Consider the following 16,310-nt stretch of genomic DNA (forward strand, 5'->3'; position numbering starts at 1 on the left):
GCGGATACGGCTGGTGAGGGCGCTTAGCTCAGTTTGGACAGAGTACTTGGCTTCGGACCAAGCTGTCGCGGGTTCAAATCCTGCAGCGCCCATGATTCTGCAACGGTTTCACGAACGAAGTGAGTGAAACGTCGTGACGAGCGAAGCGAAGTCACGGAAAGCGGACGTGAGGAGCGAATCATGGACCGCGAAGGATTTGAATCCCGAGAGACGCAGCCGCGAGCGAAGCGAGCGGACCGTCTCTCTCCGGTTCAAATCCTACAGCGCCCACTCGTTCCGTGGGTCACCTCGGATTCGCCGGATGGCGTAGAGGTAGTCCGTAGATCGTACCGGCAGCCCGACCGTTGATTCGAACTTGTGACGACACGGACCCCCCACGGTCATGCGTTCTACAAGTAACGAAGTCTTGATGATTAATGTACCGTAGCTCAACGATCGTCTCAGCCCGTGGCCCTCGTCTTCTTCCTTCGGTCTCCCGGGCTTCGCTCCGTCGAAGTGCAGCCGGACCACGCTCCGAAAGCCAGACTTTTAGCTACGGTGAGAGTACCACCGACATGCCGGTCAGTGGACAAGATTGGGAGGAAGATGGGATGAAAAGAAACTCTATCGTCGGAAAGATCTCGCGATTCTTGGAAAACGATCATCCGAAAGCGCATAGCATCAGTGACATAATGGTGGAGTTCAAGGAGAAAAACAGCGACTTCCCCGATAGGGAGTACATCGCTGTCAGGGTCGAACTGCTTTTGAACAGTGGGGATATCGAAGCTCGATACCTGGAAGACGAGGACCGTTTCTACTACAGGTCAGCGGAGGACTAACTCAAGCCGTATCCTCTTTCAGGACCATCCGTTGTGCTCTCGGAGGCCACTCGTGTGGAAGTTGACCGGACAACTCCCGGAGCTCCTCTCGGTTTCTATACGGTCGTTTAGATCCCAAGAATAAGTGTAGCGACGAGGACGTTCGCGTCGACGACCCACGTCACCCGTGGAACCACTCCGGCTCGTCCCCAACGTGCTTCCGCACGACTTCCTCGACCCGAACGAACACGCGAAACGTATCCATCTGACCCTTTCCGAAACGGACCTGTCGTGGAGGACGAACGTCTCGGTACCGCCCGCTCGACGGGAAGTGATTCCTGCGATCATTTCGTCGGCGAAAGACTAAACGACCGTCGGGCGAACCGGTGTTCGTGTCGGACGAATCCACGAGTGATGTTCTGCAGGGGGTCCTCTCCCGGTGGCAGCTGTTCGCCATCGGGTTCGGGGCGATCGTCGGGTGGGGTTGGATCATCCAGATGGGCTACTGGATCGACGCGGCCGGCCCGGTGGGGGCGACGCTGGCGTTCGCCGGCGGCGGCCTGCTCGTCGTGTTCGTCAGCCTCGTCTACGCGGAGCTGGTGTCGGCGATGCCGTACACGGGCGGCGAGCACCACTACAGCCTCCGGGCGTTCGGCCCGAAGGTCTCGTTCGCGTGTAGCTGGGGGCTGCTCCTCGGCTACGTGGGGGTCGTCGCCTTCCAGTCGATCGCCCTCGGGGTGGCGGTCTCGTATCTGATCCCGGGCTTTCGGATGTTCGAACTCTGGACGATCCTCGGCCAGCCGGTCTACGGCAGCGTGGTCGCGGTCGGATTGCTCGGCGTCGTCGGCGTCACCGCCCTCAACTACCGGGGCGTCCGCCCGACCGCCCAGCTCCAGCTCGTGCTCGCGGCGGTCGTCGCGCTCGCCGGACTGGTACTCGTCACCGGCTCGCTCACGATCGCGCCGCAGGTCTCGAACCCACCCTTCGCGGGCGTCGGCCTCGCCGGGGCTTCGGTCGTGGCGATCCAGGTACCGGGGCTGTTCGTCGGGTTCGACGTGATCCCACAGGCCGCCGAGGAGGCCGATACCTCGCCGCGCTCGCTCGCGACCGTCCTCCTGCTCACGGTGGTCGCAGTCGGCGTGTTCTACATCGTCAGCATCTGGTCGGCGGGTCAGGTCCTCCCGGCGGCCGTGCTCGGCGAGAGTCCGGTCCCCGCCGCCGCCGCGATGACCGCGGTGTTCGACGACCCGCTGGCCGGGAGGCTCATGACGATAGCGGGTATCGCCGCCCTCCTGACGAGCTGGAGCGCGTTCCTGATCGGCGCGAGTCGAGTGATCTTCGCGATGGCCGAATCGGGGATGCTCCCCAGCTCGCTCGCGACCGTCCACCCCGAGTACAACACCCCCTCGCGCGCGGTGCTCCTCATCGGCGGGGTCACCGCGCTCGCGCCCTGGCTCGGGTCCCAGATGATATCCTCGATCATCAACGCCAACTCGCTCGGGATCGTCTTCGCGTGGATCCTCGTCAGCGCCTCCTTCATCTACCTACGCTACGACGAACCCGAGATGGACCGGCCGTTCGAGCTCCCCGTCGGCTATCTGTTCGGCGGCCTCGCGCTCGTCGGGTCGGTCGCCTTCTTCGCGCTCTACCTCCCGGGCGCACCCTCCGCGCTGGTCTGGCCGAAGGACTGGGCGATCGTGCTGGTCTGGGCCATCTTCGGGGTCGTTCTCTACTCGATCTCGCGCGCCTCGACCGACGCGCCCGTCCGCGAGGAGACCAACTGACCGGCGGCGGACGCGAGCCGCGTCAGCGCTCCTCGACGTGGCGCACCTCGACGGCGATCCCGCGCGTGCTCTCGGTCATCTCGGGGCCGCTCATCTCGGCGCGCCCGACCGCGAACGCCTTCGGCCCCGAGACCACGACCTCGTCGCCGACGCGGATCCCGTCGGTGGCGTCGACGATCCCCGGCGCGAGCACGCTGCCGTGGGGGACGAAGCCGTCGATCTCGACGGTTCTCGTCTCGACCTCGCTCTCGACCCACCGGCGGCCACCGGCGAGCGTGAGCGCGAGCACCCCGTACTGGGGCACCATCGTGGCGAGGTGCTCGTCCTCGCTGACGCGGAGCTTCGGGTAGCGCCCCTCGGTGGTGATCTCCCCGAACAGCGCATCGCCCGCCCCCGCACCGAACTGGTAGTCGGCGAGCGCGCGCACGGTGTTGTGCTCGCGTTCGCGTTTGCCGAACTTCGGCTCGCCGTCGAGCGCGTTCGCGAGGTTCGAGAGCGAATCGGCCGTGGTGGGATGGGCTTCGACGGTGTACTCGAACTCGGTGTCCAGGGAGTCCTCGACCCGCTCGGTGATCGCCCGGTAGTCGTCGGGGACGTGGGCGATGACACGGGGGTACTCGTTGCGTTCGAGGTAGGCTTCGAGGACCGACGTCACGAACTCGACCTCGCCCGCGGTCCACTCCCCTGTCACCACCGAATCGTAGTGCTGGGCGGGGTAGGTGGTTTCGAGCTCTTGCGGGACGACCCCGATGGGCGAGGTCATCGAGACGGTGTGGGCACGGAACCCCGTCGCGTCGTGGAACTGGCCGTGGCTCTGGGATTCGCTGTAGGGTTTCGTCGCCGAGCACGGCACGAGAACGAGGGGGTTCGAGAAGCGATTTCGGTAGCGGGTCGTCACCCGGTCGGCGAAGCGCTGGATCTCGACCCGTCGGAGGCTCTCCTCCGAGGCCGCCAGCAGGTCAGCACGGCGGATCACCGGCGTACGCTCTTCGAGGTAGGCGTACTGCTGGTCGAGACGCCTGAACGCGGCGGTGAGCCACGCCGCGTGGCGCGCCTGACCCTCCAGGTAATCCCGGAGTCGGCCCCGCCGGATCCGCTCGCGAACCACCCCGAGTTCGGCCTGGAGCGCGTTAACGTTGTGTGCGGCACAGTCAGCTTGGTCGAACTCGTCCCTCGGTCCCCGACACGCCGGACAGGCGCACGGGAGTTCGGTGAGGTCTTCGAGGAAGTGCTCGCCCTCGCGGGTGAGGTACTTGCCTTCGGTCCCTTTCACCTCGGCGCGCGCGGTGTCGAGGAGGTCGACACCCGTGTAGGCCAACAATGCGGCGTTCGCGGGCGTCGCCACCCCCGAGAAGTAGAGCGCCGTGTCGGCGGGGGTCGCGTCCTTCACCCCGACGATCCCTTCGACGAAGGCCCGTGCGTGGCCGACGAGACCGGGTGCGTCCGAGAGGACGTAGGCGTCGGTGCCGCGGTCGCTCGCGGTCGTCGTCGAGACCACCGCGGCGCTCGGACCGTCGACGTCGGTCGGGTCCGTATCGAAGGCCGTCTCGACCTCCTCGGGGGTGCCCGCCGGGGCCGCCCGGTGGGGGAGCACCGTCAGCTCGCTCGGGTCGCCCTCGGGGGCGTCGCGTTCCGTGGACCAGAGGCTCCCCGCATCCGCCACGATTTCGTCACAGAGCGCGGGCGTCGTCAGCGACTCGGTGAGCCGGAGTTCGCCGATCCGGGCCGCGCCGTCGCGCTCGTGAACCTCGAAGAACTCCGTCATGGCTCCGTCTCGTCCTCCCCGTCGTATTCGTCCGTCGATCCCAGCCGCTCGACCGCGACGCGGTCCGGAACCCGGTCGAGCGCGCGCGCCGGCCAGCCGTGGTGGGCGAGCACGAACTCGACGTCGGGGTTCGCCTCGGCGAGTTCCCGAACCCCGCGCGCCGCCTGCTCGTAGGCCGCGTCGTCGAGCCGGTCGGGAACCTCGGCGGTGAGCGGGTAGGTCTCCGAGAGCGCCCGCGGGAACGGGCCGAACGGCGGTACCACCCGCCAGGAGTCGTCGAACGCGTCGTTCTCGTCGCCCTCGGTCAGCAGGACCCGTCCCGCGACCGAGAGCCGCGAGAGCCGGTCGTGGTGACGGCGGACCTCGGGCCGGCGCGCGCTCTCGCTCGAGAGGTAGAAGAAGGCGTCCTTCGAGGCGGGGTCCGAGGTTTCGAGCTGGTCGGCGTGGTCGAGCAGCGCGCGGTAGCCGTCGAGCATCGCGGGGTGGCCGCGCGCACGCGTCTCGACGAGTTCGAGGAGGTTCCCGCGGCGGATCGCCTGCTTGATCCGCCGGAGCTCGCCGAAGCTCACGTGGAGGTTGTGTTCGGCGAGACGCGTCTCGCGCTCGTCGTCTTCCATCCCCTCGATCGCCTCGGCGGTGTGCTCGACACAGACTGGACACTCACACGGGAGGTACTCGAGGTCGGCGAGACGCTCGGTGCCACGCACGGTCAGGTAGCGGTCGTCGCGGGCGTAGAGCGCGTAGGCCGCCGAATCGAAGAGGTCACAGCCGAGCGCGACCGCGAGCGCGAACATCATCGGGTGGCCCGCGCCGAAGAGGTGGACGGGGGAGCCCGCGCCGAGCCCCCGCTTCGCGGCCGCGACTACGTCCACCATGTCGTCGTACCGGTAGCTGTTCAGGAGGGGGACCACGGCCCCGACCGGGAACAGGTCGAGACCGGTCGCGGCGGCGTCGCGGCCCGCCGCCTCGCGGAGGTCGGGGTAGGTCGACCCCTGGACGGGGGCGTTGACCAACATCTCGCCGGTGTCGACCGCTTCCACCGATTCGAGCCGCGACTGAGTGGTCGCGAGGTCGGCCTCGGCACGCTCGCGGTCGGCGTCCGGCGGCGTCGGGAGGTCGACTGGCGTGCCGATGTCGGCTCCGATTCGATACTGAAAGTCGAGGATCTCGGCGCTCGTGGTGTCTATCTCGCCGTACTCGGCGAGCTGAAACGAACCCGAATCGGTCATGACCGCCCCGGAGAAATCGAGGAGTTCGTGGAGGCCGACGTCGAGGGCGGCCTCGCGGAGGTCGTCGTTCTTCGAAATGATATAGCCGTTAGTGATACATATCTCCGCGCCGAACTCGGTTTCGAGTCGTTTGGGGGCGACCGTCTGGAGGTTGGGGTTGATGACCGGCATCAGCGCAGGCGTTTCGACAGTCACGCCCGACCGGGGAACTCGAAGCTCGCCGATGCGACCCCCGACGTCGGTGCGTCGGAGTTCGAAGACGTCGTTCATGACCGGGTTCGACCGTCGCGCGGTCTAAGGCTACCGTTCTGATCCCTCGAACCGGTCGTAGTAGAGCAGACAGAGCGCGCTCCGGCCGTCCCGGAGGTCGTCGACGGCGAGCGCCGAGAGCAGGTCGTCGTAGTCGGCGGTCTCGACGCGGATCGACTCGTCCGCATCGAGGTTCCGCTCGCCCGTCGGTCGACAGTCGTGGGCCACGAAGTGGTGATGGACAGAGTTCGCGAGCCCGTTCGACGGCTCGACGGTGGTGAGGGGCTCGACGCGCCCGGCGACGTAGCCCGTCTCCTCCGTCAGTTCGCGCTTCGCCGCGGTTTTCGGGTCCTCGTCGGGCTCGAGGGTCCCCGCCGGCAGGCCACGGTTGGTCCGCCCGACCGCCTGTCGCCACTCCTCGATGACGACGACCTCGTCGTCCGGCGTGAAGGCCAGCACCACGACCGCTTCGGGTTCGCGAACGGTGTCGAACCCCGTCTCGGTGCCGTCCGGCAGCCGAACCGACTCGTGGACCACCTCGAACGCCGAACAGTCGTAGGCCGTCTCGGTGGTCAAAGTCTCCCACGCCTGTGGAACGCCGTTTTCGTCGCTCATACGTCCGCTTCGAGGAAGTCACACAAGAGGTCGTTCACCCGGTCCGGCGCGTCGTTCTGGACCCAGTGGCTCGCTTCCGAGAGGTGCTCGACGCGGAGGTTCGAGACCCAGCGGTCGAGATCACGTGTCAGACCGACCCCGAGCGCGGCGTCGCGATCGCCCCAGATCAGTAGCGTCGGCACGTCCGTTCGCGTGGCCCGCACGGGCGGGTCGAGCCGTCCGAGTCGGCGACGAAGCCGGGTTCGGACGAGCGCGCGGTAGTAGTTGAGCGCCGCTCGAAGCGCGCCCGGCCGGGCTATCGCACGGCGATACCGCTGGATGTCGCCCGCCGAGAACGCCTCGGGGTTCGCCGGCCCGGTTTCGAGGAGCCGCCGGAGCCAGCCGTACTCGCCCCGACCGAGAAAGAGCTCGGGGAGCTTCGGGACCTGGAAGGCCCCGGCGTACCACGACCGTCGGATCTGTCGCGGCGAGCGGAGTTCGCGCGCGAGCGCGTCGAGGTGCGGCGCGTTGCAGACCGCGAGCCGATCGAGGGTTTCGGGATGCCGATGGGCGAGCTCCCAGGCCACCACACCGCCCCAGTCGTGCCCGACCACCGTGGCACGCTCAGGTCCCATTTCGTGGATCAGTTCGACGACGTCCCGGGTGAGGTGGGTCAGGCGATACGGTTCGATGCCGGGCGGTTTCGAGGAGCGGTTGTAGCCCCGCATGTCGGGCGCGAGCACGTGATAGCCCGCGGCCGCGAGGTGGTGGATCTGGTGTCGCCAGGCGTACCAGAACTCCGGAAAGCCGTGGAGGAGGACGACGAGCGGGTCTTCGGGGTCGCCCGCCTCGGCGTAGTGGAGGACGACGTCCGAGAGGTGGGCGTAGCCGTGGGATTCGTCCATAGGGGAACCAGTGACGAGTGGTCGATAAATGATCTGTTGCGATACGAAACGAAGATCAGGACGAGATTCGAAGAACGGCCCACGCGGAGAGGTAGCCGGCAGCGACACCGATGCCGACCGTGAGACCGACGACGGCGAAGGCGACTACGGCGAAGGCGAATCCGATGGCCAACCCCAGGACGGTGAAATACGTCAAGACCACGACGAGCGAGGCGGGATCGAGCGAGGTTCCGGTTCGAAGGGGGAAGACCGCGACCCAGACCGCTCCGACGAGATAGCAGCCGAACGCCGTCAGCAGTGGGACGGCGAGGACACCACCGACGACCTTCAGATCGTCCGTCCGGGACGAGCGACCCCACCGACGCAGGAGGACGACCGCGAAGAAGACCGCGAGAAACGAGGGGACGGTCAGTGTTTCGAGGTGGTAGATCGGTGTCTCGCTGATGACTTTGTAGAACGGAACCAGTGCGGGCGAAGCGGCGTTGTACTCGTCGGTAAGGAGCGGAACGACGACGTATCTGAGAAGTCCGACGAGAGCGGTCACCACGCCACCGAGAATCCCGAGCACTACGCCGCGATCCATCGGAATCGAACGGTTCGGCAACACAGTGGAGTTTCCAACTCCCACGGCCGGCATCTTATTTATGTTCGTTCGTTGCTGAAATCGGCATGAAGGGTGGGCCCGTGAAGAATGTATTGTGGAGCGCTCTTCTCAACATGCACTCCTCATCACCGTCTCGTGTCGAGCGACTCTGCGAAGTGGATGTAGGGCAAGGCGGATTTGAACCGCGGTCGCTCCCGTTCGCTTCGCTCACCTCCCGCTCCCTGGCTCGAATCCTTCCTCCCCATTGCGCGTTTTCGCTCCGCTGCGCTCCGCGAAAATGCTCATGGGTCGGGGCGGATTTGAACCGCCGACTTCCTCCGTGTGAAGGAGGTATCATAACCAGCCTAGATCACCGACCCTTCACACGCCCTTTCCGACCCCGAATCATAAGCGTTGTCTTCAGTAGTCGGGCGCTTCCTCGCCCACCCCGTCGCGCTGGTTCACTACGCGCGCGAGGGTGAACAGGAGGTCCGAGAGTCGGTTGAGGTAGACCAGCGCGTGCTCGTTGACGGGCTCCGCCTCGGCGAGCGCGACCGCGCGGCGTTCGGCCCGCCGGCAGACCGCCCGGGCGTGGTGGAGTCGCGCGCCGTTGTCCCCGCCGCCGGGGAGGATGAACGACCGGAGAGGTTCGAGTTCCTCGTCGTAGGCGTCCATCCAGGTCTCCAACGCCTCGACCCGGTCCCCGTCCATCTGTGGGTCGTCGTCGTCCGGTTCGGGGTTCGCGAAGTCGGCCTGGACCACGTGGAGGTGGTTCTGGACCGCCCGGAGGTGGTCGTCGACGTCCTCGTAGCCCGTCGGGCGAACCCGCCCGACGAGGGCGTTCACCTCGTCTACGGTGCCGTAGCTCTCGATCCGGGGGCTCGTCTTCGGGACGCGGTCCATGGTGCGGAGGTCGGTCCGCCCCTCGTCGCCCCGGCCCGTATAGATCGGCATACCCTACCCACGGCCGACGACGACTTATATGTCGGCCGGCCCCCGCTGGCGAGAGTCGATTTGATTGCTACCGTATACACGATGGTTTTATGATGAGGAACGGTGAAGATTCGGCGGGGAGTGAGGCCGATCCAGTCATGCCAGTCCGTGGTACTCACTTCCCGTCGTTCGTCGTCCGACTCAAAACAGCGTACTCGGTGCCGATACCGTTCGATTACTCGATGGAGACGTCGTCGTCCGTCGATTCGTCCATCGGTTCGTCGAACGGTGATTCGTCGGCGTCGCTCTCGCTGACCCGCCGTCGTCCGGCGAATACGGCATAGACGACCGCGGCCAGCGCCCCGAGGAGGACGGCACGGATGCCGGCCCGCCGACCCGTTCGTTTCGCGCTCGCTACCCGGTGGCTCAGCATGGTCGAGCGCGACGTCTCGACGGTGGCGACGACCTGGCGGCCGTCCTCGGTTTCGGTGGTCTCGAGGTCCGTGATGGTCTCGCCCTTCCGACCGTCGATCTCGAAGTCGGGTGCCAGTTTCTCGACCGCCTTCTCGAAGGCGATCGCTCGCGGCCCCTCCTCCGATTCCGGTTCCTCGGCGACCGGCTCGTCGTTCTCGCTCTCGCCGGTCTCGACGTCGATCGTGACCGGATCGGTCTCGTCCGTCGCTTTCGATGAGTCCGTCATGACACCACAGTTGTCCCCCGCCAACTACTAAAGATTTCGCCGGCACGTGCCGAAGATCACGTATTTTCACCGGTGTTACAGCGGTTCCGAGCGATATAATCGAGTGGTATTATCAACGTATATACGAACCGGCTACGAGGTGCGCGTATGGCGTTCAGTGACGACCTCCTCGACTCGCACGCGGCGCTCTGGGACGCACAGAGGGCCCACCCGTTCGTGGTCGAACTCGCCGAGGGGAGCCTCGACGAGGCCGCCTTCCGGCACTGGGTCGAACAGGACTACCGGTATCTCCTCGATTACGCCCGCACGTTCGCCGTCGCGGGCGTTCGGGCCCGCGACGAGGCGACGATGACGCGGCTGCTCGGGATCGCGCACACGACCCTCGCGACCGAACTCGACCTCCATCGAGCGTTCGCCGCCGACTACGGGCTCACGGCCGCCGACCTCGAAACGGTCGAGAAGACGCCGACCTGCGTCGCGTACACGAACTACCTCCTCCGGGTCGCCCACCAGGGTTCGTTCGCCGAGATCAGCGCGGCGGTCTACCCCTGCGGCCAGGGCTACCTGGACATCGCCGACCACATGGCGACGCTCGCGACCGACGACCACCGCTATACGCCCTTCATCGAGAAGTACACCGGCGACGAGTTCCGCGAGACCGTGGCCTGGCTGCGGTCGTTCGTCGACCGATGTGCCGAGGAGTACCCGGGCGAACGCGACGCGATGCGGGCGACGTTCGAGCGGAGCGCGCGGCTCGAAGCCGCCTTCTGGGAGATGGCCTACACCGAGGAGGCGTGGCCGGTGTGAGTCGGGGCTTTCGAAGCGCACCCCGGAGAACGACGGTTGTGTCGAGGTCCTGAAGCCGCCGGAACCGTCATGCTTCGGTACCCCGAATCCCACCCATGTCGTTCTACGACCGGGTCGCCGACCTCCCGCTGTCGGTCGAGGGCTGTTCGTTCGAGCGCCGCGAGCGCGAGACGTCGAGCGGGTTCGCCCGCGCGACGACGGTGTTCTCGCTCGCCGGCGACGGTCACGTGGGTCGCGGCGAGGACGTGACCTACGAGACCGACGAACACGACGCGCTCGAGGAGGCCAACCCCAACTGGAACCTCGCCGGCGAGTACACACTGGATTCGTTCTCGGACGCGCTCGACGACCGCGACCTGTTCGTCGGTCGCGAGCCCGACCGGGTGGACTTCCAGTACTACCGCCGGTGGGGGCTCGAAAGCGCCGCGCTCGACCTGGCGCTCCGCCAGGCCGAAACGGACCTCGGCAGCGCGCTCGACCGGCGGTATAACCCCGTTCGGTTCGTCGTCAGCACCCGCCTCGGCGAGCCGCCGACCGCCGACCGCGTCGAGCGGTGGCTCGAGATCCAGCCCGACGCGGAGTTCAAACTCGACCCGACACCGGACTGGACCGACGACCTGGTCGAGACCCTCGCGGCCACCGGCGCGGTCCGCATCCTCGACCTGAAGGGTGACTACGAGGGAACGGCGGTCGACAACCCGGTCGACCGCGAGAACTACCGGCGCGTGCTCGATGGTTTCCCCGAGGGCGTGATCGAGGACCCCAGACTCACCGAGGAGACCCGCGAACTCTTCGACGGCGAGGAGGGCAGGGTGAGCTGGGACCATCCCATCACGAGCGTGGAGTCCATCGAATCGCTGCCGTTCGAACCGCAGTGGCTCAACGTCAAACCCTCGCGGTTCGGCACCGTCGAGTCGCTGCTCGACAGCATCGAGTACGCGCTCGAACGCGACATCCAGTGCTACGGTGGCGGCCAGTTCGAACTCGACGTGGGGCGCGAGCACATCCAGACGATGGCGTCGCTGTTCTATCCCGACGGCCCGAACGACGTCGCGCCCAGCGGCTACAACGCGCCGGAACCACAGGCAGGACTGCCCGAGAGCCCGCTCGTCGCGCCCGCCGCACCCGCAGGGCTCGGGTTCGTCGACGAAGGCGAACCCTGAGGGCGGGTTCCGGTTCGAGGATTCGAACCGGGTGCTTATGGAGTGGAGCGAGACAGATCCGACATCGAATGGCGACACCGATCCTGAAGTGGGCCGGCGGGAAGCGCCAGATCCTCGATGCGATCTACGACCGGTTCCCGCGGAGCTACGACCGCTACCACGAGCCGTTCCTCGGCGGCGGCGCGCTCTTTTTCGACCTCGCGCCCGAGGACGGGACGGTCAACGACACCAACCCCCGCCTCGTCAACTTCTATCGGCAGGTCCGGGATAGTCCGAACAGGCTCGTCGCACACCTCGAATCGTTCGCGGACCCGGAGGCCGACCCCACCTCGGACGAACCGTTCGCCGACGTCGACCGCAAGGGAAAGCCGATCGAGAACTACTACTACCAGAAACGCGCGCAGTTCAACCGCCGGCCGGCCGGCGAGGCGTTCGACCCGGTCGAGGAGGCCGCCCTGCTGTGTTATCTCAACCGGACCGGCTACAACGGGCTCTATCGGGAGAACCGTAGCGGGAGATTCAACGTCCCCATCGGCCGGTACGCCGACCCCGACTGGGTGCGAGACGACGCGATCCGGGCGGCGAGCCGTGTGCTCGCCGACGTCGAGGTTCGAAACGAGGACTTCGAGTACGTGCTCGACGCGGCCGAACCGGGCGATCTGGTCTACTTCGACCCGCCGTACGAACCGATGAGCCCGACCGCGTCGTTCACCGAGTACAGCGCGAGCGGGTTCGGACGGGACGACCAGGACCGGCTCCTCGACGCCGCGGCGGCGCTCGACGACGCGGGGGTGGACGTCATCCTGAGCAACAGCGGCGTGCTGGCCGAGCGGTACGAACGACGGGGGTTCGACGTGGCGCTCGTGGGTGCGGCGCGGGCGATCAACAGCGACGCCGACAATCGAGACGAAGTCGACGAGCTGGTCGCGACGAACGTGCCCTCCGAGAAGCGAACCGAGCGGTGACGGCGGACGGGGACTTGGCGGGAGAGGACGACACAGCGTCGACGGAGGTTTATATCCCACCGAGGTTCGATCACACCAACAGTGACCCCCGTCGCGCAGTTCGCGGTCCCGCTCTCGAACCCCGTCGCGCACATCGTGCTCGCGGGCGCGCTCGGGCTCTTCCTCGGGCTCGAACGCGAGTGGTCGGACAAACCCGCCGGCATCCGGACATTCTCGCTGATCAGCCTCCTCGGGGCGGTCTTCACCATCCTCGATTACCCCGAACTCCTCGCGGTCGGCGGCCTGCTCGTCGTCGTTTTGGGGACCGTACTCGCCATCAGAGGCCTCCGCGACGTGGATTTCGGGCTCTCGCTCACCACCTCGGTCTCGATGCTGGTGGCCTACGGCGTCGGCGCGCTGGTCGCCGCGGGCTACGTCATCGAGGGCGTGACGGTCGCGGTGGTCTCCTCGCTCCTGCTCGTGCTCAAACGCGAACTCCACAGCTTCGCCGGCGGGCTCTCGCGGGCGGAGCTCCGCTCGACCACCGAGTTCGCGGTCCTCGCGTTCGTGGTCTATCCGCTGCTCCCCGGTGGCGACGTCACCCTCGGCTCGGGCCGCCTCGCGGTCGAGATCGAACCCCGGGTGGTCTGGCTGATGGTGGTCGCGGTCGCCGCCATCGGCATCGTGAACTACGCCATCGTGAAGAATTACGGGGGACGGGGCATCGCCGTCACGGGTTTCTTTGGTGGTCTCGCCTCCTCGACAGCCGTCGTGGGATCGATGCTCGACGCGGTCCGCCAGCGCCCCTCGGCGGCCTCCTACGCCGTCGCCGCCGTGTTGCTGGCCGACGCCGCGATGGCGCTCCGAAACCTCGCCATCGTGCTCGCGTTCACCTTTCCGACGGTCCTCGTCGGCGCGTTGATCCCCCTGGTCGTCATCGTGATCGGGAGCATCGTGGTCGCCGCGCTCACCGCCGACTGGAACGAAGCCGTCGAGATGGACCTCGACAGCCCGTTCTCCCTCCGGAACGCGCTCGCCTTCGGCGTGATGTTCGCGGTGGTGGTGGTCGCGGGCGGGGTCGCCCAGGCCGAGTTCGGCCGGATCGGTTTCTACGTGACCGCGGTCCTCTCGGGTGTGGTTTCGAGCGCCGGCGCGACCGCTTCGACCGTGTCGCTCTATCGCACCGGCAGCCTCGGCTACGAGACCGCGGTGGTCGCCGTCCTGCTCGCGACGGCGTCGAGCGTGCTCGTCAAGGTCGCTCTCACGATCGCCAGCCCGAACCGACAGTTCGCCACCCGGGTCGCGGTCTGGAGCGGTGTGTTGCTCGCGGCCGCACTCGTCGCGGCGGTCCTCGTGACGTTATAACCCGTTCGACGGGGAGCGGGCCGGCGCGCCCGGGGGATCCCGGGGACGGAGCGCTGTGCCGTCGTCGGACTCGTCGACCTGCGGGAACCCTCGGAAGTAGCCGTCCTCCGTGGCGGCGACGAACGCCGCCCCACGACCCTGGCCGCCGACGTGGCGGTAGGCCTCTTCGAGCCCCCGTCGGCCGGCGAGCGGCAACAGCGAGACCGTCGTCCCGCGGGGTTCGACGTGGACGAGCAGCGCGGCGGGCGGGAACGAACACGCCGCCGGCGCGATGACCTGGCGAACCCCTCCCACCCGGTCGACTGCCGGCCAGTGGACGTGTCCCGAGAGCACGAGACCGACGCCGTGGCCGGCCAGGAGGTCCACGAGCGCGTCGGCGTTTCGGAGCCGGTAGTGTGGACTGGGTTCGAGCGCGTCGACGCGTTCGGCCACCCGCCCTACGGGGTGATGACAGACCACGACCGGCGTCTCGCACCCGTCGAGCACCGAGTCGAGCCACGCCAGCTGGTCCGCCGAGACCGCCCCCTCGTGGCTCTCGAACAGCGACCCGTCGGAGGCCGTGTCGATCCCAACGAGATCGACCCCGCCGACGCCGATGACGTACGGTAGCGTGCCCACCCCGTACCGCTTCGCGAACCGTTCGACCGACGGCGTCTCGTGGTCGTCCATCGCCTTCGGGACGTCGTGGTTGCCCGGAACCGCGACGAGCGGGGCGTCGAGGTCGCCGAGGATCGAGTCCACCCGGTCGAACTCCGCGGGCGCGCCGTCCCTCGTGAGGTCGCCGGTCGAGACGACGGCGTCGACGCCGAGTCGGTTGGCGCTCGCGACCGCGCCCCGAAGGCGGGCCTCGGTCCGGTGGAAGACCTTCCAGGTCCCCTCGGCCTCGGGGGTGACGTGCGGGTCGGCGACGACGGCGAACGTGGTCGACCGGCCGGCCGGGCGGGCGAACCGGGCGAGCACCAACCCCTCGCCACGTACTGCGTCGTTCATCGGGTGCGTGAGCGGTCGTGACGTTTGGACGTGGCTGTGTGGCTCACAGCGTCGCACCGACGCCGTCATCGTTGAACAACACGCCACACTCCCCACAGCGGCGCTGGTAGCCCGTCATCCAACTCAGCTGGACGTTCTCGCTCGTCTTGCAGATCGGGCAGGATCTCATGGTGAGTTCTTCGTGCGCACGTAGAGCGTGACTCCCGACCGTCCTTGCTGTGGCGTCCGTACACTCACCATGTCACAGTAGCACACGCTACCGAAACCACTACCCCACGTCGAACCCAACGGCGCGCCATGCAGGCAGTCCAGTTCACGGACCACGGCGACCGCGACGTCATCGAGTACGGCGAGTTCCCGGACCCCGAACCCGAACCCGACGAAGCGGTCATCGAGGTGAAGGCGGGGGCGCTGAACCACCTCGACGTCTTCACGCGCCGGGGGCTGCCGGGCGTCGACCTCGAGATGCCACACATCCCGGGAAGCGACGCGGCCGGCGTGGTACGGGAGGTCGGGGAGAGCGTCAGTCGCGTCGACCCCGGCGATAGGGTGGCAGTGACGGCGGGGGTCTCCTGTGGGGAGTGCGAGTTCTGTCGCCACGGCGAGCACTCGCTGTGTGAGTCCTACCACATCATCGGCGAGCACGTCCGCGGGGTGCACGCCGAGTACGCCGCCGTCCCCGCCGCGAACCTCGTCCCGATACCGGACCACGTCGACTGGGAGACCGCCGCGGCCTCCCCGCTCGTCTTCCAGACCGCGTGGCGAATGCTGATGACCCGCGCCGACATCGAGGCCGGCGAGTCGGTGCTCGTGCTCGGGGCGTCGGGCGGGGTCGGCCAGGCCGCCGTCCAGATCGCCGACTACGCGGGCGCGGAGGTCTACGCCACCGCGAGCACCGACGAGAAGCTCGACTACGCCGAGGAGTGCGGGGCCGACCACGTCATCAACTACGCCGAGAACGACTTCGCGAGCGAGATGCGCGAGATGACCGGGGGCCGCGGCGTCGACGTGGTGGTCGATTACGTCGGCCCCGAGACCTGGGACGACTCTACGAAGTGTCTCGCGAAGGGCGGACGGCTCGTGACCTGCGGGGCGACCACCGGCCCCATCGCCGAGACCAACATCAACCGGGTGTTCTGGAAACAGATCGACATCCTGGGCTCGACGATGGCCACCCTGGGCGAGGTCGACGACGTGCTCTCGCTGGTCTGGGACGGGACGTTCGAACCCCGGATCCGGGAGACCCTCCCGATGAGCGAGGCCGCGCGTGCCCACGAACTCCTCGAGGAGCGCGAGGGGTTCGGCAAGGTAGTCGTCGTCCCCGACAGCGAGCGATAGCACACTGTTCGTATCGGTTCGACGCGCACAGGCGGGCGGCATCGAGAACGGTACGACATTATCCTGGGCGAACGGTTCTGGATTCTATGGTGCCGTTCATTTTGATGGAAAATCCGGCTTCGATCTGTTTGATATTAGAACTAATACTTTGATTAGAAATATGA

The 16,310-nt window shown here is 67.2% G+C and carries 16 protein-coding genes and 2 tRNA genes; 8 read left to right on the forward strand and 10 right to left on the reverse strand.

Annotation, left to right across the window (positions count from 1 at the left end; all coding sequences use genetic code 11):
• Nucleotides 1–17 precede the first annotated feature (17 nt).
• The 3 genes from C447_RS15965 to C447_RS15980 all read left to right on the forward strand — a co-directional run bounded on the left by C447_RS15965 (nt 18) and on the right by C447_RS15980 (nt 2,581).
• A tRNA-Arg gene (locus C447_RS15965) sits at nt 18–92 on the forward strand.
• Nucleotides 93–554: 462 nt separating this feature from the next.
• Nucleotides 555–818, forward strand: coding sequence for a hypothetical protein (locus tag C447_RS15970; RefSeq protein ID WP_007695765.1), 264 nt, complete (start codon nt 555–557; stop codon nt 816–818).
• Nucleotides 819–1,189: 371 nt separating this feature from the next.
• Nucleotides 1,190–2,581: an APC family permease gene (locus C447_RS15980; protein WP_029601945.1), complete on the forward strand. Its 1,392-nt coding sequence runs from the start codon at nt 1,190–1,192 to the stop codon at nt 2,579–2,581.
• Nucleotides 2,582–2,603: 22 nt separating this feature from the next.
• On the opposite strand, the gene arcS is transcribed toward C447_RS15980, so the two are convergent.
• The 8 genes from arcS to C447_RS16020 form a co-directional block, all read right to left on the reverse strand.
• Nucleotides 2,604–4,346: an archaeosine synthase subunit alpha gene (gene arcS / locus C447_RS15985; RefSeq protein WP_007695770.1), complete on the reverse strand. Its 1,743-nt coding sequence runs from the start codon at nt 4,344–4,346 to the stop codon at nt 2,604–2,606.
• Complete coding sequence (gene tgtA / locus C447_RS15990; RefSeq protein WP_007695771.1) at nt 4,343–5,845, reverse strand: tRNA guanosine(15) transglycosylase TgtA; 1,503 nt, start codon at nt 5,843–5,845, stop codon at nt 4,343–4,345. Before tgtA ends, arcS begins: the two co-directional genes overlap by 4 nt.
• Nucleotides 5,846–5,875: 30 nt before the next feature.
• Nucleotides 5,876–6,439: an NUDIX hydrolase gene (locus tag C447_RS15995; protein ID WP_007695772.1), complete on the reverse strand. Its 564-nt coding sequence runs from the start codon at nt 6,437–6,439 to the stop codon at nt 5,876–5,878.
• Entirely contained in the window at nt 6,436–7,323 is an 888-nt protein-coding gene (locus C447_RS16000) for an alpha/beta fold hydrolase (protein ID WP_007695773.1), read from the reverse strand. The genes C447_RS15995 and C447_RS16000 overlap by 4 nt, the downstream gene beginning before the upstream one ends.
• Before the next feature lie 55 nt (nt 7,324–7,378).
• Entirely contained in the window at nt 7,379–7,906 is a 528-nt protein-coding gene (locus C447_RS16005) for a hypothetical protein (protein ID WP_007695774.1), read from the reverse strand.
• 305 nt (nt 7,907–8,211) lie between these two features.
• Nucleotides 8,212–8,286: transfer RNA gene (locus C447_RS16010), tRNA-Val, on the reverse strand.
• Between the two features lie 40 nt (nt 8,287–8,326).
• Entirely contained in the window at nt 8,327–8,860 is a 534-nt protein-coding gene (locus C447_RS16015; protein ID WP_007695775.1) for a cob(I)yrinic acid a,c-diamide adenosyltransferase, read from the reverse strand.
• Nucleotides 8,861–9,074: 214 nt separating this feature from the next.
• Nucleotides 9,075–9,539 carry a hypothetical protein gene (locus C447_RS16020; RefSeq protein WP_007695776.1) on the reverse strand — a complete coding sequence of 155 codons (465 nt, stop codon included), beginning with the start codon at nt 9,537–9,539 and terminating at the stop codon, nt 9,075–9,077.
• 147 nt (nt 9,540–9,686) lie between these two features.
• On the opposite strand from C447_RS16020, the gene tenA reads away from it, so the two are divergent.
• From tenA to C447_RS16040, 4 genes are all read left to right on the forward strand, one after another.
• Nucleotides 9,687–10,346, forward strand: a complete 660-nt coding sequence (gene tenA / locus C447_RS16025) for a thiaminase II (protein ID WP_007695777.1) — start codon at nt 9,687–9,689, stop codon at nt 10,344–10,346.
• A gap of 95 nt (nt 10,347–10,441) precedes the next feature.
• Nucleotides 10,442–11,509: an enolase-like domain-containing protein gene (locus C447_RS16030; protein ID WP_007695778.1), complete on the forward strand. Its 1,068-nt coding sequence runs from the start codon at nt 10,442–10,444 to the stop codon at nt 11,507–11,509.
• Between the two features lie 68 nt (nt 11,510–11,577).
• The gene (locus tag C447_RS16035; RefSeq protein WP_007695780.1) at nt 11,578–12,474 is read left to right on the forward strand and encodes a DNA adenine methylase; all 897 of its coding nucleotides are present in this window, start codon (nt 11,578–11,580) and stop codon (nt 12,472–12,474) included.
• 81 nt (nt 12,475–12,555) lie between these two features.
• Nucleotides 12,556–13,818 (forward strand): MgtC/SapB family protein, encoded by a 1,263-nt coding sequence (locus tag C447_RS16040; protein WP_007695782.1) that lies wholly within the window; start codon nt 12,556–12,558, stop codon nt 13,816–13,818.
• On the opposite strand, the gene C447_RS16045 is transcribed toward C447_RS16040, so the two are convergent.
• Nucleotides 13,813–14,808, reverse strand: a complete 996-nt coding sequence (locus C447_RS16045; protein WP_007695784.1) for a metallophosphoesterase family protein — start codon at nt 14,806–14,808, stop codon at nt 13,813–13,815. The two genes, C447_RS16040 and C447_RS16045, sit on opposite strands and share 6 nt — an antisense overlap.
• Before the next feature lie 43 nt (nt 14,809–14,851).
• Nucleotides 14,852–14,977, reverse strand: coding sequence for a hypothetical protein (locus C447_RS18840; RefSeq protein ID WP_272942165.1), 126 nt, complete (start codon nt 14,975–14,977; stop codon nt 14,852–14,854).
• A 128-nt stretch (nt 14,978–15,105) separates the two neighbouring features.
• On the opposite strand from C447_RS18840, the gene C447_RS16050 reads away from it, so the two are divergent.
• Nucleotides 15,106–16,146 carry a zinc-binding dehydrogenase gene (locus C447_RS16050; protein ID WP_007695786.1) on the forward strand — a complete coding sequence of 347 codons (1,041 nt, stop codon included), beginning with the start codon at nt 15,106–15,108 and terminating at the stop codon, nt 16,144–16,146.
• Nucleotides 16,147–16,310: the final 164 nt, after the last annotated feature.

It is taken from the genome of Halococcus hamelinensis 100A6 (assembly GCF_000336675.1).
GTDB lineage: Archaea > Halobacteriota > Halobacteria > Halobacteriales > Halococcaceae > Halococcus > Halococcus hamelinensis.